25 protein-coding genes are annotated in these 20,217 nt (G+C 64.3%); 13 read left to right on the forward strand and 12 right to left on the reverse strand.

Annotated elements, in window-relative coordinates:
• On the reverse strand, window positions 1–271 hold a 271-nt coding region (locus NP534_RS09145; protein WP_443201076.1), incomplete at its 3' end, for an anti-sigma factor family protein.
• A complete protein-coding gene (locus tag NP534_RS09150) occupies window positions 268–789 on the reverse strand; it encodes a sigma-70 family RNA polymerase sigma factor (protein WP_033698297.1) in 522 nt (173 codons plus the stop codon). The genes NP534_RS09145 and NP534_RS09150, both read right to left, overlap by 4 nt.
• 131 nt (window positions 790–920) lie before the next feature.
• On the opposite strand from NP534_RS09150, the gene NP534_RS09155 reads away from it, so the two are divergent.
• The 5 genes from NP534_RS09155 (at window position 921) to NP534_RS09175 (ending at window position 4,715) form a co-directional block, all read left to right on the forward strand.
• The gene (locus NP534_RS09155) at window positions 921–1,967 is read left to right on the forward strand and encodes a catalase family peroxidase (protein WP_274098521.1); all 1,047 of its coding nucleotides are present in this window, start codon (window positions 921–923) and stop codon (window positions 1,965–1,967) included.
• The gene (locus NP534_RS09160) at window positions 1,964–2,497 is read left to right on the forward strand and encodes a cytochrome b (RefSeq protein WP_274098522.1); all 534 of its coding nucleotides are present in this window, start codon (window positions 1,964–1,966) and stop codon (window positions 2,495–2,497) included. Before NP534_RS09155 ends, NP534_RS09160 begins: the two co-directional genes overlap by 4 nt.
• A gap of 85 nt (window positions 2,498–2,582) precedes the next feature.
• Window positions 2,583–3,788: an MFS transporter gene (locus NP534_RS09165; RefSeq protein ID WP_274098523.1), complete on the forward strand. Its 1,206-nt coding sequence runs from the start codon at window positions 2,583–2,585 to the stop codon at window positions 3,786–3,788.
• A 79-nt stretch (window positions 3,789–3,867) separates the two neighbouring features.
• The gene (locus NP534_RS09170; RefSeq protein ID WP_027594799.1) at window positions 3,868–4,413 is read left to right on the forward strand and encodes a cupin domain-containing protein; all 546 of its coding nucleotides are present in this window, start codon (window positions 3,868–3,870) and stop codon (window positions 4,411–4,413) included.
• 2 nt (window positions 4,414–4,415) lie between these two features.
• A complete protein-coding gene (locus NP534_RS09175) occupies window positions 4,416–4,715 on the forward strand; it encodes a DUF7693 family protein (protein WP_274098524.1) in 300 nt (99 codons plus the stop codon).
• Here NP534_RS09175 and NP534_RS09180 read toward each other — a convergent pair.
• The gene (locus NP534_RS09180) at window positions 4,688–5,302 is read right to left on the reverse strand and encodes a 2-hydroxychromene-2-carboxylate isomerase (RefSeq protein ID WP_274098525.1); all 615 of its coding nucleotides are present in this window, start codon (window positions 5,300–5,302) and stop codon (window positions 4,688–4,690) included. The genes NP534_RS09175 and NP534_RS09180 overlap by 28 nt on opposite strands.
• A 28-nt stretch (window positions 5,303–5,330) precedes the next feature.
• Window positions 5,331–6,062, reverse strand: coding sequence for an SDR family oxidoreductase (locus NP534_RS09185; protein WP_274098526.1), 732 nt, complete (start codon window positions 6,060–6,062; stop codon window positions 5,331–5,333).
• Window positions 6,063–6,150: 88 nt separating this feature from the next.
• Here NP534_RS09185 and NP534_RS09190 point away from each other — a divergent pair, with 88 nt between their 5' ends.
• Both NP534_RS09190 and NP534_RS09195 read left to right on the forward strand, forming a co-directional pair.
• The gene (locus NP534_RS09190) at window positions 6,151–6,714 is read left to right on the forward strand and encodes a TetR/AcrR family transcriptional regulator (protein ID WP_274098527.1); all 564 of its coding nucleotides are present in this window, start codon (window positions 6,151–6,153) and stop codon (window positions 6,712–6,714) included.
• Entirely contained in the window at window positions 6,701–7,294 is a 594-nt protein-coding gene (locus tag NP534_RS09195) for an eCIS core domain-containing protein (RefSeq protein ID WP_274098528.1), read from the forward strand. The genes NP534_RS09190 and NP534_RS09195 overlap by 14 nt, the downstream gene beginning before the upstream one ends.
• Window positions 7,295–7,337: 43 nt before the next feature.
• Here the strand turns inward: NP534_RS09195 and NP534_RS09200 are convergent, their stop codons facing one another.
• Window positions 7,338–8,330 carry a bile acid:sodium symporter family protein gene (locus NP534_RS09200; RefSeq protein ID WP_033698311.1) on the reverse strand — a complete coding sequence of 331 codons (993 nt, stop codon included), beginning with the start codon at window positions 8,328–8,330 and terminating at the stop codon, window positions 7,338–7,340.
• 109 nt (window positions 8,331–8,439) lie between these two features.
• Here NP534_RS09200 and ampC point away from each other — a divergent pair, with 109 nt between their 5' ends.
• Together ampC and NP534_RS09210 are read left to right on the forward strand one after the other, a co-directional pair.
• Entirely contained in the window at window positions 8,440–9,588 is a 1,149-nt protein-coding gene (ampC, locus tag NP534_RS09205; protein WP_274098529.1) for a class C beta-lactamase, read from the forward strand.
• A gap of 297 nt (window positions 9,589–9,885) precedes the next feature.
• Complete coding sequence (locus NP534_RS09210) at window positions 9,886–10,218, forward strand: hypothetical protein (protein WP_033698313.1); 333 nt, start codon at window positions 9,886–9,888, stop codon at window positions 10,216–10,218.
• Window positions 10,219–10,264: 46 nt separating this feature from the next.
• Here NP534_RS09210 and NP534_RS09215 read toward each other — a convergent pair whose 3' ends face one another.
• The 6 genes from NP534_RS09215 to NP534_RS09240 form a co-directional block, all read right to left on the reverse strand.
• Window positions 10,265–10,576, reverse strand: a complete 312-nt coding sequence (locus NP534_RS09215) for a hypothetical protein (RefSeq protein WP_047583027.1) — start codon at window positions 10,574–10,576, stop codon at window positions 10,265–10,267.
• Window positions 10,577–10,714: 138 nt separating this feature from the next.
• A complete protein-coding gene (locus NP534_RS09220) occupies window positions 10,715–10,903 on the reverse strand; it encodes a hypothetical protein (RefSeq protein ID WP_033698317.1) in 189 nt (62 codons plus the stop codon).
• A 138-nt stretch (window positions 10,904–11,041) separates the two neighbouring features.
• The gene (locus NP534_RS09225) at window positions 11,042–11,362 is read right to left on the reverse strand and encodes a YbjQ family protein (RefSeq protein WP_008098148.1); all 321 of its coding nucleotides are present in this window, start codon (window positions 11,360–11,362) and stop codon (window positions 11,042–11,044) included.
• 55 nt (window positions 11,363–11,417) lie between these two features.
• A complete protein-coding gene (locus NP534_RS09230) occupies window positions 11,418–12,305 on the reverse strand; it encodes an EamA family transporter (protein WP_274098530.1) in 888 nt (295 codons plus the stop codon).
• 185 nt (window positions 12,306–12,490) lie between these two features.
• Entirely contained in the window at window positions 12,491–13,246 is a 756-nt protein-coding gene (locus NP534_RS09235; RefSeq protein WP_274098531.1) for a class II aldolase/adducin family protein, read from the reverse strand.
• A 40-nt stretch (window positions 13,247–13,286) separates the two neighbouring features.
• Window positions 13,287–14,330: an ABC transporter substrate-binding protein gene (locus tag NP534_RS09240; protein WP_274098532.1), complete on the reverse strand. Its 1,044-nt coding sequence runs from the start codon at window positions 14,328–14,330 to the stop codon at window positions 13,287–13,289.
• A gap of 177 nt (window positions 14,331–14,507) precedes the next feature.
• Between NP534_RS09240 and NP534_RS09245 the strand changes: the two genes are divergently transcribed.
• The 4 genes from NP534_RS09245 to NP534_RS09260 all read left to right on the forward strand — a co-directional run bounded on the left by NP534_RS09245 (window position 14,508) and on the right by NP534_RS09260 (window position 19,485).
• Entirely contained in the window at window positions 14,508–16,460 is a 1,953-nt protein-coding gene (locus NP534_RS09245; RefSeq protein WP_274098533.1) for an oxidoreductase, read from the forward strand.
• Between the two features lie 39 nt (window positions 16,461–16,499).
• Window positions 16,500–17,102 carry a helix-turn-helix domain-containing protein gene (locus tag NP534_RS09250; protein WP_274098534.1) on the forward strand — a complete coding sequence of 201 codons (603 nt, stop codon included), beginning with the start codon at window positions 16,500–16,502 and terminating at the stop codon, window positions 17,100–17,102.
• Between the two features lie 38 nt (window positions 17,103–17,140).
• Window positions 17,141–18,196 carry a GlxA family transcriptional regulator gene (locus NP534_RS09255; RefSeq protein ID WP_274098535.1) on the forward strand — a complete coding sequence of 352 codons (1,056 nt, stop codon included), beginning with the start codon at window positions 17,141–17,143 and terminating at the stop codon, window positions 18,194–18,196.
• An 83-nt stretch (window positions 18,197–18,279) separates the two neighbouring features.
• Entirely contained in the window at window positions 18,280–19,485 is a 1,206-nt protein-coding gene (locus tag NP534_RS09260; RefSeq protein WP_274098536.1) for an NAD(P)/FAD-dependent oxidoreductase, read from the forward strand.
• Between the two features lie 45 nt (window positions 19,486–19,530).
• Here NP534_RS09260 and NP534_RS09265 read toward each other — a convergent pair whose 3' ends face one another.
• Window positions 19,531–20,142, reverse strand: coding sequence for an FMN-dependent NADH-azoreductase (locus NP534_RS09265; RefSeq protein WP_274098537.1), 612 nt, complete (start codon window positions 20,140–20,142; stop codon window positions 19,531–19,533).
• Window positions 20,143–20,217: the final 75 nt, after the last annotated feature.

The following is a 20,217-nucleotide window of genomic DNA, read 5'->3' on the forward strand; positions in this document are numbered from 1 at the left end:
GCAACACCGCCGCCGACGCCCAGCGCCGTTGACGACGCTGGCGCAGCCGCAGGCGCAGCTGGCCCAGGTCGAGTTGCGCAGCCCCTGGTTGTTCACCCAGGCCGGCCAATGCCGCACGCAGGCGGCGGGCATCACTGCGCCACGCCTCGACCCTGGCCGCTTGCTGCGGGTTGGCCGTAAGCCAGGCCTGCACTTCGGCCCGACGCCCCGGCGCCAGGCGTTCATCGACATAAGCATGCAATTCGTCTTCGCTGGGGATCAGGCGCGTCATTTCAGTCTCCGCAAGGCCGGGGGTTGAGGGTTGCCCTCGGTCAGTTCGCGCAAGGCATTGCGGGCGCGCGACAAGCGCGACATCACAGTACCGATGGGGATGCCCAAAGCCTGGGCGGCCTCCTTGTAACTCAAGCCTTCGATGCTCACCAGCAACAGCAAGGCACGCTGCTCGGCAGACAACCGGGCAAACGCCTGCAGGTCAGCCTGGGCCAGGACGATGGCCTCGATATTGCCGCCGACCGGCTCGCTTTCCACCTCGGCACGGCCAAACCAGGACAGCCAACGGGCATGCAGGCGGTCGCGACGCTTGCCGTCGAGAAACAGCCGGTAAAGGATGGTGAACAGCCAGGCGCGCAGCGCCTCTGCCTCGCGTTGCTGACCATGGCGGCTCAAGGCGCGCTCGACGGTGGCTTGCACCAGGTCGTCGGCGCTGCCGGGTTCGCGCGTCAACCACAAGGCAAAGCGGCGCAGACGTGCAAGCAGCTCGCGCCACTGGTGTTCGTCCAGATCGTGCATGGCAAATGTCCCGGCCTCTGGGGTTGTCAGTGTATGGGGCAGACGCCCGGCAACAAAATCTATTCCCTCCCAGGGAATAAGTTTTGCCCTGCCCCGTCGTACCGGCATCTTCACTGAACCGGACGACAACCATGAACTCACCCTTGCACGGCCCCGCCAAGGCCCTGCGCCTGGTCGCCATCGGCGCTGTGATGCTGGCAGCGGGCGTCGGCTTTGCCTATGCCGCGGGCTGGATCGGCGCAGCCAAGCTGACGCCGCAGCGCATCATCGACACCTTCGAAGCCCAGGCCGGGCACTACCCGGGCTACCGCAAGAACCACGCCAAAGGCCTGTGCGTCAGTGGCTACTTCCAGGCCAGCGGGCAGGCTGCCAGCCTGTCCACGGCGCGGGTGTTCAGCCAGGCACGGGTGCCGGTGATCGGCCGCTTCGCCATCGGTGGCGCCAACCCTTATGCGCCAGACACCGCCATCCCGGTGCGCAGCCTGGCGCTTCAGTTGAGCAGCGACGACGGGCAGGTCTGGCGTACCGGCATGAACAACCCGCCCGTGCTGGCGGTGAGCACGCCGCAAGCCTTCTATGAACAGGTACTGGCGAGCACGCCTGACCCAGCCACCGGCAAACCGGACCCGGCCAGGCAGCAGGCGTTCTTCGCAGCTCACCCTGAAAGCGCGGCGTTCCGCCAGTGGGCCGCGAGCTACAAGCCAAGCAACAGCTTTGCCAGTACCCAGTACCACAGCATCAATGCCTTTCGCCTGATCGACGCCGCCGGGGCGGCCCAGCCAGTGCGCTGGCAACTGGAGCCGCAGACGGCGTTTACGGCGCTGCCAGGGCAGGTGGACGACAAACTGTTCCTGCAGCATGACCTGCAACAGCGCCTGGCCCAAGGGCCGCTGCGCTGGACCCTGCGCCTGGTCCTGGCCGAGCCCGGCGACGCCGTGGACGACCCCGCCAGCCCCTGGCCTGCACAACGACGCAGCGTGGATGCCGGCACGCTCGTGCTCGAACAGGTGGACGCGGCTGAACAAGGCGCTTGCCGAGACTTGAACTTCGACCCGCTGATCTTGCCCCATGGCATCGAAGCGACCGCCGACCCGATCCTCGCCGCCCGTTCGGCCGCGTATTCGGAATCGTTCAACCGCCGTAGCCGCGAATCGCTCGGCACCGGAGCCCGCCCATGAAACCCGAAGCCTTCCATCCCCTCGCTCGCCTGCTGCACTGGCTGATGGCCGTGCTGATCGTGGCCATGCTGTTCATCGGCGTGAGCATGGTCAGCGACCTGTCACTGCGCCATCCGTTGCTGATCGAGCTGCACAAGGCAACAGGCCTGGCCTTGCTGGTACTGGTGCTGCTGCGTATTGCCCTGCGCTTGACGCTGCCTCACCCACCGCTGCCACGCGACCTGCCAACGCTGCAACGGCTCGCCGCCGGGGCCTCGCACCTGGTGCTCTATGCCTTGATGCTGGCCATGCCCCTGCTGGGTTGGGCGATGCTTTCGGCCGGCGGTTACCCGCGGCCCCTGCAGTTGCCTGCGATCGCCCCGCATGACCTTCAGCTGTATGCCGTGCTGCGCCAAGCCCACGGCTGGGCCGGCTACCTGCTGTTCGCGACGGTTGTGCTGCACCTGGGCGCAGCCCTGATGCATGCCTTGGTGCGCCGCGACAGCGTCTTGCGTAGCATGTGGCCTGGCCCCCTGCGTCGCAGCGACTGAGCCGAAGCGGTCCAGGGTGTTCGGCAATCGATAATGCTTCTTATTAAGATCGGCATACTTTTCGCTAAAAACTCTGGACTGCCCTATGAACGTCGCAAAGGATCCTGCCACTCTCGTTCCTGCCAGCACCCTGGACTTACGCCCACTGCTGCTGGCCAACATGGCCTGTACCATGTCGATGATGGCCTTCGTCGCCCTGATCGGCCCGATCGCCCGCCAACTCGGCATGGCCACCTGGCAAGCCGGTGCCGCCGTGACCGTGGCCGGTGTGGTCTGGGTACTGCTGGCCCGCCCCTGGGGCCGCGCGGCCGACCGGCTCGGGCGCCGGCGCGTGCTGCTGCTTGGCAGCGCAGGCTTCACCCTCGCCTACTGGCTGTTGTGCCTGTTCGTCGAAGGCGCGCTGCGCTGGCTGCCGGGCGCAACCCTGGCCTTTATTGGCCTGATGCTCGCCCGCGGGTGCATCGGGGCGTTCTATGCCGCCATCCCGGTGGCCTGCAATGCAATGATCGCCGACCATGTCGAACCGCAGCAGCGGGCGCGGGCCATGGCCTCGCTGGGGGCCGCCAACGCCGTCGGCCTGGTGCTGGGCCCGGCCCTGGCCGCACTGCTGGCGCGGCACAGCCTGAGCCTGCCGTTCCACCTCATGTCGCTGCTGCCGGCCTGCGCGTTCTTCGTGCTGCTGTTCACCCTCAAGTCACAGGCACTGGCCAAAAGCCACGCGCCCAGCCCTGTGCACTTGAGCGATCCGCGCCTGCGCCGGCCTTTGCTGGTGGCCTTCAGCGCCATGCTCAGTGTCACGGTGTCGCAAATCACCGTCGGCTTCTTCGCCCTCGACCGCCTGCACCTGGGCCCGGCCGAGGCCGCCCAGGCTGCCGGCATCGCCTTGACCACGGTGGGTGTGGCACTGATCCTGGCGCAGGTGGTGCTGCGCCAACTGGAGTGGCCGCCATTGAAAATGATTCGGGTGGGTGCCAGTGTCTCGGCGGTCGGTTTTGCCTGCGGCGCACTGGCGACCACGGCGCCCTGGCTGTGGGCCTGCTACTTCGTCGCCGCCGCCGGCATGGGCTTTGTGTTCCCGGCATTCTCGGCACTCGCCGCCAATGCCATGCAAGCCTCTGAACAAGGTGCCACCGCCGGTTCGATCGGCGCTGCCCAGGGCATGGGCGCGGTAATCGGGCCACTGGCCGGCACGCTGGTGTATGCCCTCGACCCGCGCTTGCCGTTCCTGGCGGTGGCTGCACTTTTGCTGCTGGTCGGGCTATGGCCGATGCCACGCGAGAAGCGGGCCTGATAAGCACAGCGCGCAAGCGTGCAGAGTGTGTTTTAATGCGTCGCTCATTATTTTTGACACCTCTGATTACAAGGCGGCTATGGACACGGGGACGCGACTCAAACTGGTGCGTGAACGCAACAACCTCTCCCAACGGGAACTGGCCCGCCGCAGCGGGCTGACCAACTCGACGATCTCGCAGATCGAACAGAACCGCGTCAGCCCTTCGGTCAGCTCCCTGAAAAAACTGCTCGAAGGCATCCCGATGAGCCTGGCGGAGTTCTTCAGCTTCGACGAGCCAGTAAGGGAAGAGCGCTTCGTGTTCCGCGCCAGCGAGCAACCAGACCTGGGCCGCAACGGCCTGCGCATGCTGCTGGTCGGCGCCAGTGTCGAGGCACGGCAGATGCGCATGTTGCGCGAGCTGTACGCACCGGGCGCCGACTCGGGCGAGCCGATCGTGCATGCAGAAGGCGAAGAGTGCGGCCTGGTCACCCGTGGCACGGTCGAATTGTGGGTCGATGGCCAGGTCAGCGTGCTCAATTCGGGCGATGGCTACTACATCCCCACCACCCTGCCCCACAGCTTCAAGAACATCGGCCAGGATGAGGCCGAGATCATCAGCGCCAATACCCCGGCGAATTTCTGACAGTGAGCCGTAGCGGTACCGTGAGCACGCGGGAAGCCTATCAGCGCTTGCGCGACGCAGCCCTGGGTGTTCACGCCCTGCAAATAAGCGCTCACCGCCACGATGGCCTGGTCGATGTGACGATCGAAGGCTGGCAGATGACCCTGGCCGTGGACGCTGAAGGCCTTGCCCATTGCGTCCACTGCCAGGCACCCAACGGCGATCAAGCCGGGCTTGAAGACTGGTACCGCTACGGCACCAACCCGGCCGACCTGCTCAGCCAGTGGGAGCGCACTCAGCTGGAAACACGCCTGGCACGCTGACGCAGCGCGTCCTCGACAAAGTCCAGGCGGTCTTGCCCAAAGAACATCTCATCGCCAACAAAGAAGGTCGGTGCGCCAAACACGCCGCGCGCCACCGCATCCTCCGTCGCCTGCTTGAGCGCAGCCTTCACTTGCGCGTCGCCCGCCAGCGCACTGAATGCGGCAATGTCGAAGCCGGCCTGTTCCAGGGTCTGTTGCAACACTGCCGCGTCACCCAGATTCCGCCGCTCGCCCCACATCCCAGTGAACAATGCCTTCAACAGCGCCTCGAAGCGCTGCGGGTCTTGCAACTGCGTGCCGATTGCCCCGCGCATCAGCATCAGGGTATTGAGCGGAAACCCCGGCGGCAGCCCGAACGGAACACTGTAGCGGGCAGCGAAGCGCCCCAGGTCGGTGAACATGTAGCGACCCTTGGCCGGGATCATTGCCGGGGACGCATTGCCGGTGGCCTGGAACACCCCGCCCAGCAGCATGGGCCGGTAGTGCAGCGTTGCACCTTGGCGGGCGCAAATAGCCGGCAGTTGCGTCCACGCCAGGTAGCTGGCCGGGCTGCCCAGGTCAAAGAAGAATTCGACGGTATTGGTCATGGATATGGTCCTTGATCGATGAGGGGGCTTACCAGCGTTCCATCCAGGGGCGCAGGTCCAGTTCGAATGTCCAGGCGTCTCGCGGCTGGGCGTGAAGGAACCAGTAGCTGTCGGCAATGTTGGCCGGGTCGAGGATGCCATCCTGGTCCTTCAGGGCGTAGCGCTCGGGGAAGCTGTCACGAATGAACGCGGTATCGATGGCACCATCCACCACCACATGGGCCACATGGATATTGCGCGGCCCCAACTCACGCGCCATGCTCTGCGCCAACGCCCGCAGGCCGTGCTTGGCGCCGGCAAATGCGGCAAAGCCGGCGGCACCCCGTGTACCTGCGGTAGCGCCGGTAAACAGAATCGTGCCGCGTTCACGCACCACCATGCGCCGGGCCACTGCCTGAGCGGTCAGAAACCCGGCAAAACAGGCCATTTCCCAGATCTTGAAGTACTTGCGTGGCGTTTCATCGAGAATGCTGCAAGGCACATTGGCGCCGATATTGAAGACAAACGCCTCGATCGGGCCAATATCACGCTCGATGGTCTCCACCAGCGCCGCTACCTCATCTTCCTTGCGCGCATCGGAGCCAAAGCCATGGGCCTGGCCGCCCGCTGCGCGTATTTCGTCCAGCAGCGGTTGCAGCTTGTCAGCCTGTCGGCGGGTGACGCAGGCGACGTAGCCCTCCCTGGCGAACCGTTTGGCAATCTCGCCTCCGGTGGCATCCCCCGCGCCGATCACAAGCACTACTTTTTGTTGTCGAGTCATGTGTGCCTCTTTGGTGAATGATCGTTTAGTAAACGAACGCTATGTTATGATCGGCCCCATCGTCAAGCCAGTGCGCAGAGGTTCGTGAATGCGCTATTCCAGCGAGCACAAGCAACAAACCCGGGAAAAGCTGTTGGCCACCAGCGGTGCGCTAGCCAAACGCGGTGGCTTTACCAGCACCGGCGTGGCCGGGCTGATGAAGGCCATCGGGCTGACCGGCGGTGCCTTTTACAACCACTTCCCGTCCAAGGATGATCTGTTCACCGAAGTGGTGCGTCAGGAACTCTGCAACAGCCCACTGACACGCCTGGCCAGCCAAGGCGCCAGCCGCGAACGCCTTGGCCGTTGCCTGCAGCAGTACCTGAGCCTGGCTCACTTGCACAATGCCGAAGGTGGCTGCCCCTTGCCGCCGCTGGGGGTGGAAATCGCTCGGGCAGACCTTGCAGTGCGAGAGGTGGCCGAGCATTGGCTGGTCGACCTGCACAAGGCCTGGGCTGCCACACTGGAGGATGAAGCGTTGGCCTGGGTATTGATCAGCCAATGCGTCGGCGCGTTGCTGGTCGGGCGCATGCTGGCCAGTGAGGCGGTGCAATCGCAGGTACTGGACGCCAGCCGCACGTTCGTTGAAAAGGCCTTGAATGAAACCCGTTAACCTGTTGCTTGGCCTATTCCTGAGCGCGCCGGTGCTGGCCGAGCAAGCCTGCCCGCCGGGGCAGTATCAGGTATGCCTGATGGGGTGTTTTTGCGCCCCGGTCGACCCAGGGCAGGCCGGGCAGATCCTCAAGGACGTGGAAGCCATGGCGTCGACCAGCCTGGCCTACGCATTGCGCCAGGCCCGCGACGAAGCCAATGCCAGCGGCAGTGAACCGATGCCCCTGCACATCCGCGCCCAGCTTGAGCCCTGGTATGACTTCGCCGTGCTCGATGCCGTTCGCTTCAGGGTGGGCGACGAACAGCAGATGAGCGCAGCCAATGCCATGCTGCAGAATCCCGACGTGAATGCGGTGACGTTGATCGACACGATCATCTTCCGCCATGCCAGCGATGCCGAAGACAATGTGGCGCTGTGGGCGCACGAGCTCAAGCACGTGCAGCAGTACCAGCTGCTGGGGGTAGAGGAATTCGCCCGGCGCTACACACGTGATTTCAATGAGCTTGAAGGGCCCGCTTACAAGATAGAGGCCGAAGTGGCCAAGGCGCTCCGAGAGCGCAGTTCCGGCCAGGCAAGGTAACGTATAGGAGCGGCCTCCCGGCGAGGCCGCTCCTACACACACATCATGACGCCGCAGGAGCCTTTTCGGCCAACCCCTCACGGCTGGCATAACGCTGCGCCAGCACCGCGCAGACCATCAGCTGGATCTGATGGAACAGCATCAGCGGCAGGATCATCGCGCCAATGCCACTGCCCACGAACAGCACCTGAGCCATCGGCACTCCAGTGGCCAGGCTCTTCTTCGAACCGGCGAACAGGATGGTGATGCGGTCTTCCAGGTCGAAGCCAAGCAGTTTGCCAAGCAGGCGGGTACCGTACAGCACCACCGCCAACAAGATCCCGCAGACGACAAACAGCCCCGCCAGATGTTGTGGCGACACCGTGTGCCACAGGCCGGTAACCACCGCCTCGCTGAACGCGGTGTAGACCACCAGCAGGATCGAACCCTGGTCCACGACCTTGAGCCAGCGCGCGTTGCGCTTGACCCACGCGCCAATCCAGCGGCGGGCGATCTGCCCGGCTACGAAGGGTACCAGCAGCTGCAGGGTAATCTTCAGCACCGCATCCAGCCCTGAGCCGGTATCACCGCTGGCGCCCAGCAGCATCATCACCAGCAATGGCGTGAGGAAGATACCCAGCAGGCTGGAAGCCGCCGCGCTGCAAATGGCTGCCGGCACGTTGCCGCGGGCCAGCGAGGTGAAGGCAATGGCCGACTGTACCGTGGCTGGCAACGCACACAGATACAGCACGCCCAGGTACAGCTCGTTGCCCACCAGCGGCACGAACAACGGCTTGAATGCCAGCCCCAGCAAGGGGAACAGCACGAACGTGCAGGAGAACACCAGCAGGTGCAGGCGCCAGTGCCCGGCGCCGGCGATGATCGCTTCGCGCGACAGCTTGGCACCGTGCAGGAAGAACAGCAGGCCGATAGCCAGGTTCGTCAGCCAGCCGAAATACACCGCCCCGTCGCCCGAGCAAGGCAGCACGGTGGCGATAAGCACCACCCCCAGCAAGGCCAGGGTGAAATTATCGAATAACATGCGCAAATACTTCATAACAGTTTCCGTCTTGTCGTTATGCAACGGCAGACGATAAGGTCTCGGGTTAATTTTCGCTAACGCCGGAACCCCCACCGGTATCGCTCAACGGACAAAGGAGTACTTGATGCCACGCTATCGCCTCGCGCCCTTCCCTCTCGCGGCTGCACTTGCCATGAGTGCAATCACCGCGCAGGCGGCCGATCCACTGCAGGCCCAGGTCGACGAGGTCATCCGGCCGCTCATGCAGGAACACCAAATCGCCGGTATGGCAGTGGCGCTGTACGCCGATGGCCAGGCGCATTACTTCAACTATGGCGTGGCCAATAAGGCCGATAACTCGCCGGTTAGCGCCGATACCCTGTTTGAGGTCGGCTCACTGAGCAAGACTTACACCGCCACGCTTGCGGCGCTGGCCAGCGCCGAAGGCAAGCTTGACCTACACGCCCCTGCCCAGCGCTACCAGCCCGCCCTCGCCGGCACGCCGCTGGGCGAAGCCAGCGTGTTGGAATTCGGTGCCTACAGCGCCGACTGCCTGCCATTGCAGTTCCCCGACGCGGTGCACACAGACGAACAGGTGCTGGCCTTCTTCCGCCACTGGCAACCCGTTGCCAAACACGGCACCCAGCGCTGCTACTCGAACCCCAGCCTTGGGTTGTTCGGTGACCTGGCGGCGCGCGCGCAGCACCGCCCATTCGCCGAGCTGATGACCGAGGGGCTTCTCCCGCAAATGGGCCTCAAGCACACCTACCTGCACGTTCCGGCCGATGCACAGCGGCTCTATGCGCAAGGGTACGACGCGCATGACCAGCCGGTGCGCGTCAGCGCGGGGCCCTTTGCCGATGCGGCCTATGGCATCAAGACCAGCGCCACCGACCTGCTGCGCTACGTGCGCCTGCACATGCAACCGGCCGAACTTGCGCCAGCCCTGCAAAAGGCTGCCGCCATTACCCAGGCCGGCTACTTCCAGGTCGGTAGCATGACCCAAGGCCTGGGCTGGGAACGTTACCCCTACCCAGCGTCACTCGACACCCTGGTCAACGGCAACAGTTCCAAGTTCGCCCTTGCGCCGCAGGCCACCCGCCGCCTCAACCCCGCGCTCCCGGCCGTGCCTGACGCCTGGTACAACAAGACCGGCGCCACCAACGGTTTCGGTGCCTATGTGGCGTTCATTCCGGCGCAAGGCAAAGCCATCGTACTGCTTGCCAACCGCAACTATCCCAACGAGGCACGCGTGCGCGCCGCGTACCGGATTCTCTCGTCCCTCGACCACTGACAGGCCCTTCCGACAGGATTGTCGGACAAGATGTAGTGAGCAAAAATATTCACTACAAAACGGTTGACGCCGTTCATCGCCCTTGGGCATGATGAGGCTGTCTCCCCGATCGGGAGCGGTGGCAAGGGTGTTCCAGACGGCCTGCGCGGTAACGCAGGCCGTCCGTGGAGAGGGAACTGTCCAAAAGGCAGCGTGTGAAAGCCCCTGTTGCGATGCTGCTGTAGCAGCGTTGGTAGTGCGCTACACCGTGGTAGCGCCAACTGTGAAAATCACCTACGAATGGGTAATGGGGGCTTTATGATGAACTTGAACAACAATCCCACAATCGACCAATTGGCCCAGCTGTTCGCCGTGCGCAAAGACAGCCTCGACGACCATCTGCTGTGGGTCAGCCAGACCGGTGAGGTGCGTCTCGACCGCCTGCCACCGAACACCATCGAAGATGAATTCGAAGAGCACCTGCCAAGCATGCGTGCACGCTTCAAGGTCTACCGCCGTGGCCAGGGCTACGTCGGCAAGAAGGCCGCCGCCGACACCGAGTTCGTTGGCCGCGTCCTGCAGACCCTGCAACAAGAATGGCCCGCCGCCCGTGAGCGGGGGGCAGTCAAGGTGATCGAACCACTCAACTGAGTGGCCTCACCCGCCATTGAGCCCGGCCCGCAAAGGCCGGGCTTTTTCATGCCCGCCGACGCGTGCGCGCCATGGCCGGCAAGGGCAATGCGCCGGTGGCCAGCGCGCGGGCCCGCTCGACGCCCCAGACCAACGCCCGGGTCATGGTCTCACCCGGGCGCGCTGGGTAATACTCTTCCAGCAATGCCCGGCCATTCCCAGCGTAGATACCGAGAAACAGCTGGGTAGCGCCCAGGCGCGATAGGCGCACCTGCACGTCGAGCGTGGTCCCGTCACTGAGCGCTTCATCGTGGCTGCGGCTGTGCAGTTGAGCGTCCGCCCACTGCCAATAGGTCTCTTCCCTGACTCGCATGAGCATTCAATCTCCCTTTGCTGAAATGCCGCGCCAGAAAACCACATCCACGGCTATCCGGCGAGTGCAACCCGGCGATGCCATGAGCAGCGTCAACGAATATCAACAAAAACCCCGCCGTTCGGCGGGGTTGCTGGAGCGGGATCACTTTTTCAGCGGAACCCGCGGCATGAAGCGGCCCTTTTTGCTGCGCTGCAGATGTGCAGGCTGAAGCTGTTCCGAGTCATCCAGCGTCATGTGGGCGAAACCCAGGCGGAATGCCGACTGGCCGCAACGCACCTGGCTGTTGATCGGGAATGCGTCGTTCAGGTCTTCGAAAAAGGATTCGCTCATGCCCTGTCTCCCTCCAGTGAGGTCGCGTCGGCAAGCAGATACGTTGCCTAGGTGAACGCGCCCGGTAAAAGTGAGACTAGCTGGTCATTTGCGGACCGCCCAGACTAAAACCCTGGAACCGACCAGTGGCACAATGCCTTATTTCAACCTGACCGCCGTGCCGGTGGCGAATACCACGACCATGCCACCCTGCACCGACGGCATGCTGATTTCGAAGTCCACGCCCACCACTGCATCGGCGTGCAACTGCCGTGCCCGCGCCTTCAACTCCTCGGTGGCCTGCTCGCGGGCCTCGCGCAGGGCGCTTTCCAGGGTTTGCGAACGGCCACCGAAGAAGTCGCGAAAACGGGCAAAGAAATCGCGCACGAAGTTGATGCCCTGCACCGATTCGGAGCTGACGACGCCCAGGTACTCGGCAATAGGACGGCCTTCGAGCTGGCTGGTGGTAGAGATGATCATGACGGTGCTCCGTTGGCCTGGCGAAAAGCGCCGATTCTAACAGAGCACCCGGCCCTCAGTGCGCGCTAGCCGCCCGCAACCGTTGGCCAATTTTGGCGCCAAACACGTTCACCAGCAGCCCAAGCATCACCAGCAGCGCCCCCCAGCCCTGCAGCTCGGTCAGGCGCTCGCCGAGCAACCACGCCGAAGCGCTCAGGCCGATAACCGGCACCAGCAACGAGAACGGCGCCACTTTGCCGGCCGGGTGGCGCGACAACAAGGTACTCCACAGGCTATAGCCGAGCATGGTGGCGACAAATGCCAGGTACGCCAACGCCAGTACCGAGCTCCAGCCAATATTGGCCAGGGCATGGCCGATGCGTTCAGGCCCCTCCAGCCACCACGACAAGGCCAGAAACGGCAGCGGTGGAATCAACCCACCCCAGATCACCAGCGCCACCAGGTCGACCGAGCCGAAACGCCGCGTGATGATGTTGCCCACGCCCCACATCGCGCCCGCGCAGAGGGTCAGCACCAGCGCCAGCATCGGCACATGGCCACCATCCTCGCTGCCGATCAGCGCCAAGCCGCTGGCGGCCACCAGCAGCCCCAGCAGGCTGGCGAGGCGCAGTCGCTCGCCCAGAAACAACGCGGCAAACCCCAGCGTGAAGAATGCCTGGGATTGCAGGATCAACGACGCCAGCCCCGGCGGCATGCCGCTGTACATGGCCTGGAAAAGGAAAGCGAACTGCCCCAGGGAAATGGTCGCGCCATAAGCGATCAGCCAGCGCCACGGCAGTTTCGGGCGCTTGACCAGCAACACTGCCGGGAAGGCCACCAACAAGAAGCGCAATGCCCCCAGCAGCATCGGCGGCAGGCCATCCAGGCCTACCTTGATGACCACGAAGTTGACTCCCCACGCAATAATCACCACCAGGGCGATCAGCAGGTCCTTGAGTGGCATTGCGACATCCTTCTTCAATCTTTCTGGACATATTTCGTTACAGCATAAGGCTATTCCTTTTCGAGGGACCAGCACAGTTGGGAGGTAGGGTTGCGCAACAGTGGGTGGCGCTTTGCGCACCGTTCCGACCGGTCCGGCGCCCCGGCAAGGCCGCGCCTACAGGAGCCGCGCCGGCCCGCCAGGCCTCAGTCCCGGTAACCTGGCGCTACCCGCTCCAGCATCCGCAGCAATGCCCCCCATGCCAGCGCCACTGCATCCGGGTCTGACAACTCCCCCTGTTTCAGCCCCTGCATCGGTGCATTGAACTGCCGCTCGGTCCGTTCACACACGGCGGCAGGCGGCAGTATCAGCTGCCCGGCACTTTGCGCCGCCAACTGGATCTCGCAGGCCTTTTCCAGGTAGTACATGCGCAAGAACGCTTCGGCAACGCTGCGGCCGGTCGTCAGCAGCCCATGGTTACGCAGGATCATCACCGGCCTGCCCCCGAGGTCGGCGACCAACCGCTGCTGCTCATCCAGGTCCAGGGCAATACCTTCATAATCGTGGTAGGCCACCTTGCCATGGAACTCCATGGACATCTGGTTCACCGGCAGCAGGCCGCACGCCAGCGCCGCCACCGCGCACCCAGCACGGGTGTGGGTATGCAGCACGCAGTGGGCGTCTTCACGGGCTGCGTGGATAGCACTGTGGATGACGAACCCGGCCGGGTTGACCGGGTGCGTGGTCGGCGCTACAGGCTGCCCATGCAGGTCGATTTTTACCAGGTTGGAGGCCGTGATCTCGTCGAACAGCAAACCGTACGGGTTGATCAGAAAGTGGTGATCCGGCCCGGGCACACGCAGGGATATATGAGTGAAAATCAGGTCGCTCATGCGAAAGTGGGCGACCAGTCGATAACAGGCAGCCAGCTCCTGACGCAGGGTCTGTTCGGTAAGGGTCATTTATCGTTGGTCCTGTAGAAGGGCAGCATTGAACGTCAGGTTACTTGCTGGCCCAGGCATTGAATCGCTGTTCCAGTTCTTCACCATGGTCAACCCAGAACTCCACATTCATCGCCAAAGCCCCTTCCAGGTTTTGCGGCGATGTCGGCACCCAGCTGGCCAAGGACGGCGCGAGCTCGGCCGCTGCCTGAGTATTGGTTGGCCCGTAAGGGATCTGCTCGACGTAACGCACCTGGGTATCGGCTTGGTTGGCATAGGCGATCAGCCGTTTGGCCTGGTCGACATGCCGCGAACCCTTGATGATCGCCCAATAGTCCATGCCATACAGGCTGCCCGGCCACACCAGTGCCAGCGGGCTGCCCTGCTGGGCCGCCACGGCGATGCGCCCGCTGTAGGTAGACGTCATCACCACATCGCCGGCAGCCAGCCACTGCGCCGGCTGGGCACCGGCGTCCCACCACTGCACATAGGGCTTGAGCTCACTGAGCTTGGCAAAGGCGCGGTCGACCCCGGCAGGCGTTGACAGCACCGTGTAGACATCCTCGACCTTGACCCCGTCGGCCAACAAGGCGAACTCCAGGTTGTACACCGCACGCTTGCGCAGGCCGCGCTTGCCCGGGTACTTCTGCACGTCCCAGAAGTCGGCCCACGAGGCCGGGGCCTGGGCCAGCTTGTTGCGGTCATAGGCGATCGCCACGCTCCACACCAACGCGGCAGACCCACAGTCCTGGGCGGCGTCCGGGATCAACTCGGCGGCATGGCCCAGGCGCTGCCAGTCGAGGTGCTCGTAGATGCCCTCATCGCAACCGCGCATCAGGTCGGGCCCTTCGATCTGCACCACGTCCCAGTCGACGTTGCCGGTATCGGCCATCACCTGGATGCGGGCCATTTCGCCGTTGTACTCGCTCTGGATCAACTGGCTGCCGTCCTTGGCGCTGAACGGTTTGAAGATCGCCTCATCCTGGGCTTTCTGACCGGCGCCGCCATAGCCGACCACAACCATCTGCGGCGCCGCTTGCGCACTGCCTAGCCCCAAAGCCAGAAGCGCTGCGCAAAGGCCGGTACTGCGAGGGAATGCATGCATCGAGGTTTCCTCCTGCCGGTGCCCGTGGGGCCCGATTTCTTGTTGTTGTGAGGTCACGCCCTCCTCGGAGGGTGATGAAAAACCTAGCTGCGCCAAAGTAAAAAAACAAGTTGATTTTTTACTGTAGCTACACTTTCATAACCAAAACAAGAACAACACCTCACCGGAGCCGCCTGTATGCAAACCGCCTTCCCGCACCTGTTTGAAGCCTTGCAGATTCGCGGCAAACGCCTGAAAAACCGCATCATGTCCACGGGCCACGACACCTGCCTGCCCACCGACAACCTGGTCAACGACAAGCTCATCGCCTACCAGCGTGCCCGAGCCGCAGGTGGGGTCGGCCTGATCGTGCTGCAGGTGGCCGGCGTGCACGACAGCGCCCGCTACACCTCGCACGTGCTGATGGCTACCGACGATACCTGCATCGAAGGCTACCGGCGCTTGGCCGAAGCCTGCCATGAGCACGGTACGGTGGTGCTCTCGCAACTGTTCCACCCTGGGCGGGAGATCATGGAGTCTGCCGATGGCTTGCTGGCGGTCGCCTACTCAGCCTCGTCGGTGCCAAATGAACGCTTCCGGGTGATGCCGCGCGCGCTGGACCAGGCGATGATCGATGAAATTGTCCAGGGCTATGCCAGCGCGGCGCGGCGCCTGTACCAGGCGGGGCTGGATGGCGTCGAGGTAGTGGCCAGCCATGGCTACCTGCCCGCGCAGTTTCTCAACCCGCGGGTCAACCTGCGTACCGATGGCTACAACGGCGACCTGGCGCAGCGCCTGAGGTTTTTGCGCGAAGTCCTGGCGGCCGTGCGTGCTGCCACCGACGAGCAGTTCATCGTCGGCCTGCGCATCAGCGCCGACGAACGTGACAGCGAAGGCCTGAGCGAGGACGAGTCGCTGGCCGCCGCCGAAGCGCTGCAAGGCCAGCTCGACTACCTGCACATCGTCGCCGGTACCTCGGCGTCGCTGGGCGGTGCGGTGCATATCGTACCCCCCATGGCCATCGAGCCTGCGTACCTGGCACGCGAAGCCGGCACGTTCAAACAGCGCCTGGACATTCCGCTGTTCGTCACCGGGCGCATCAACCAGCCGCAGGAGGCAGAGCTGATCCTGGCGCGTGGCCAGGCCGACGTGTGTGGCATGACCCGCGCGCTGATCTGCGACCCGCTGATGCCGAACAAGACCGAGCACGGCCAGGTCGAAGACGTGCGCGCCTGCATTGCCTGCAACCAGGCCTGCATCGGACACTTCCATCGCGGCCTGGCGATATCGTGTATCCAGCACCCGGAAACCGGCCGCGAACTGCAGTACGGCCACCTGACGCCAACCCCTTCGCCCAAACGGATCCTGGTGGCAGGCGGCGGCCCGGCGGGCATGAAGGCAGCAGCCGTCGCCGCCGCGCGCGGGCACCACGTCACACTCTTTGAAGCCGGCCCGCAACTGGGCGGCCAAGTGTTGCTGGCACAACTGCTGCCCCGGCGCAGCGAGTTCGGCGGCGCCAGCACCAACCTGCAACGGGAAATGGCCTTGGCAGGCGTGGAGGTGGTGCGCCACACGCGAGTCGACCGCGCACTGGTCGAGCGCGAGCGCCCTGACCTGGTGATCGCCGCCACCGGCGCCACGCCCTACTGGCCGGCGTTCGAGCGCGCCGGTGACCTGCAGGTGGTGGATGCTTGGCAAGTGTTGCGCAACGAGGTCAAACTCGGGCGTTCGGTACTGGTCATCGACTGGCGTTGCGACTGGATAGGCCCTGGCATCGCCGAGCGCCTGGTGCGCGAGGGGCATCAGGTGCAACTGGCGGTCAACGGCACCCACTGTGGGGAAAACCTGCCGTTGTATGTACGCGATCAACTGGCTGGCGAGCTCCATCGCCTGGGCATCCCCATCACCCCCTACGCCCGCCTCTACGGCTGCGACGACAACACCGTGTACCTGCAGCACACGGCCAGCGGCGAACCGATGATCTTTGAAGGCATCGACACCCTGGTGCTGTGCCTGGGCCACCAGCCCAATGACACCCTGGCGGCGGAGCTGGACGGCCTGGTGGAAGTGCGGCGCATCGGCGACTGCCTGGCGCCGCGTACTGCAGAAGAGGCGATTCACGATGGCCTGACGGTTGCCTGGGCGCTCTGAGGCTGTACATACTGCCGCTTTCCCGATGGACCGATGCGCATGAGCCAACCCTCGCAGCCCCCCTGCGCCACCGAAGACGGCGGCGGCGCCCCGCAGTTCCTGGGCACCCGCATCCGCGGCCTGCGCAAGCGCCGCGGCATGACCCTGGCGGAGCTGGCCGCACAGAGCGAACTGACGGCCGGCTACATCAGCCAGCTGGAGCGTAACCTGTCTTACCCGTCGATCCCGGCGCTGTTCAACATCGCCCGCAGCCTGGGGGTGACGATCCAGTGGTTTTTTGCCAGCGAGGCCAGTACCGCACCCGAGGACCAGGGCTACGTGGTACGCCGTAACAGCCGCCTCAGCGTGCACTACGAAGACGGCATCGTCGACCAGCTGCTCACGCCGCAACCCAACCGCCAGCTGGAAATCCTTCATTCGCGCTTTCCACCGGGCACCTATAGCCAGCAGAGTTACAGCCATGACGGCGAAGAGGCTGGCTATTTGCTCAGCGGCAGTTTTGAATTGTGGGTAGGCGAGCGGCACTTTCAGCTGGGTGAAGGCGACAGTTTCAGCTTCTCCAGCCAGGAACCCCATCGTTATGGCAACCCCGGTGACGTGGATGCCGTGGTGATCTGGGTCATCACGCCACCGACGTTCTGAAGCCGCCACACGGCCCCTTTCGATCAGGTCATCTGCCTATGACTGAACACGCCCAGCAGCTCGAGCCTGCGTTGCAACCGGTCGACCACCCGCGCGCCGTTGTCTTCGTCGCCTACCCGCAAATGGGCCTGCTCGACCTCACGGGTGCGCAGACGGTGTTCTGGGCTGCCACCAAAGCCATGGCTGCACAGGGCCGGCCGGGCTATCGACTGCACACTGCAAGCCTCGACGGCGGCCTGCAGCCAACCGCCGAAGGCCTGGCGGTGGCGACTGAAACACTGGACGCCGTGATGGCGCAGGCCGTCGACACCCTGGTAGTACCGGGCGCACCGGATATCATCCGCACCCTCCCCGACCACGCCGCATTGGTCGCCTGGCTGCGCCGCGCCGCAGTAAAGGCCAGGCGTACGGCCTCGGTATGCAGCGGTACCTTTCTGCTGGCCAGCGCGGGCTTGCTTGACGGGCGCCGCGCCGCCACCCACTGGGCGATGTGCGAGGTGCTACGCCGCGACTTCCCTGCGGTGCAGGTGGACCACGAATCGATCTTCGTTCAGCAAGGTACGGTGTGGACTTCTGCCGGCGTCAGCGCCGGCATCGACCTGGCCTTGGCCCTGGTCGAGCAAGACTGCGGCCGCGAAGTCGCGATGCAAGTGGCCCGCGAGCTGGTGGTATTTCTCAAGCGGCCCGGCGGCCAGGCGCAGTTCAGTGAACTGCTCAAGCTGCAGGGGCGCGATTGCAGCGAATTCGAAGCACTGCACCTGTGGCTGAACGCGCACCTTGCCAACCCCCGCCTGACCGTCGAGCACCTGGCCGAGCAAGCGCACATGAGCGTGCGCAACTTCACCCGGGTGTACAAGCTCAAGACCGGCCGCACACCGGCCAAGACCATTGAAGTGTTCCGCCTGGAAGCCGCCCGCCGCCTGCTGGAAAGCGCCGACAGCCACATCGAGCAGATTGCCCGGCAATGCGGCTTTGGCAGCGAAGAGCGCATGCGCCTGGCGTTCCAGCGCCACCTTGCGGTCACCCCGCGCGACTACCGCGCGCGCTTTGCGCGCAATCTATCGTTGGCCGAAATTCAGGGTTCTTTGGCCTAGGGTGTAGAACTTCGTCACTCGTAACATCGTTGTCCACAAAGACGGGCTACTTTTGTTTACCCGGACATTCCAGGAGCACAACGATGAAAAATATCCTGATCATTGGCGCGGGCTTTGCTGGCCTGTGGAGCGCCCTCAGCGCCGTACGCCAGCTGGACCTTAACGCGCGCAAGGATGTCGAGGTGACGCTGCTGGCGCCGCAGGCCGAACTGCATGTGCGCCCGCGCTTCTACGAACCTGATGTACACACCATGGCCGCGCCACTGCAGGCGCTGTTCGAAGTGGTCAACGTGCGTTTCGTCCAAGGCACCGCCTTTCACATCGACGAAACCGCCCGGCGCGTGCGCTATCGCACGCAAAGCGGTACCGAGTGCGAACTGGGCTATGACCGCCTGATCGTGGCCTGCGGCAGTGTGCTCAACCGCCCGGACATGGTCGGCATCGAGCATGTTTTCGATGTCGACAAGATTGACAGCGCCGCACGGCTGGAGACGCACCTCAAGTCCTTGGCCAACCTGCCAGACACGCCTGCCCGTAACACCGTGGTGGTGGCCGGTGGTGGCTTCACCGGTATCGAGACTGCCACCGAGCTGCCGGCGCGCTTGCGCAGCATTCTCGGTGAGCAGGCAACACTGCGGGTGGTGGTGATCGACCGTGGCGCCAGGGTCGGCGCAGCCCTGGGTGACGGCATCCGCCCTGCGATCGAGCAGGCCTGCGAGGCATTGGGGGTGGAATGGATCTGTGGCGCCACGGTGGCCTCGGTGGACCCCGACGGCGTTCTGCTGGACAACGGGCAACGCATCGATGCCAGCACGGTGATCTGGACCGTGGGCTTCAAGGCCAACCCGTTGACCGAGCAGATCAGCGGCGAACGTGACCGCCAAGGCCGGTTGCACGTGGACGGCAACCTCAAGGTCAAGGGCAACGACGCGGTCTATGCGGCGGGCGACGTGGCCTACGCAGCTTGCGACGAGGTAGGCAACCATGCGGTGATGTCGTGCCAGCATGCCATCCCACTGGGCCGCTACGCCGGCAACAATGCGGTTGCCGAGTTGATTGGCGTGGCACCGATGACCTACAGCCAACCCAAGTACGTCACCTGCCTCGACCTGGGCGCCTGGGGCGCGGTGTACACCGAAGGGTGGGACCGCCAGGTATCGCCCCCGGAAGACAAGGCCGAGGCCAAGTTGCTGAAGTCGCAGATCAACACGGTCTGGATCTACCCGCCCGCTGCCAATGATCGTGCAGCAGCCTTGGCGGCGGCTGACCCGACGATACCGGTAGCCTGATACGCCTCAAATCGCCGGCAAGCCGGCGATTTGAGGCTGGTGCAATCAGGCGGCGGCAAACAGCTCGTTGGCAATCTGCGCCTGTGCCGCGTCGATGGCCTGGCTGCGGTGCTCTGGGCCGTAGGCCAGGCCGTGGGCGCGAACGATCTCCAGGTCGGTGACGCCGATGAAGCCCAGGAACACTTTGAGGAAGTCCTCATGGCCAGCACCGGTCGGCTGGCCAGCGTGCAGGCCACCGGCGGTGGACACCAGCACCACCTTCTTGTCACCGCACAGGCCTTCAGGGCCGGCTTCGGTGTAACGGAAGGTCTTGCCGGCGACGGCAACACGGTCAATCCAGGCCTTGAGCTGGGTCGGCACGGTGAAGTTGTACATCGGCGCACCGATCACCACGGCATCGGCGGCGAGGAATTCTTCCAGGGTTTCGGCGCTCAGCTTGGCTTCGAAAGCCTGGGCCGCATCGCGCATGTCTTCGGGGGTGCCCGCGGCTACCAGGGTTGCGGCGGAGAAATGGGCGATGGCATCGGCAGCCAGGTCACGGTACACCACTTCCAGGCTCGGGTTGCTGGCCTTCCAGCCTTCGACCACTTCGCGGCTCAGCTGGCGGGAGGCGGAATTGTCGCCCAGGATGCTCGAATCGATGTGCAACAGTTTCATGGGACTCTCCTGTAATGAAGACCGCGGCGTGGGCGATCATGATGGGGAGAATCCTACCGGGAGGACTAATAGCTG

Origin of the sequence: Pseudomonas sp. 39004 (assembly GCF_028682155.1) — a bacterium.
Lineage (GTDB): Bacteria > Pseudomonadota > Gammaproteobacteria > Pseudomonadales > Pseudomonadaceae > Aquipseudomonas > Aquipseudomonas capeferrum.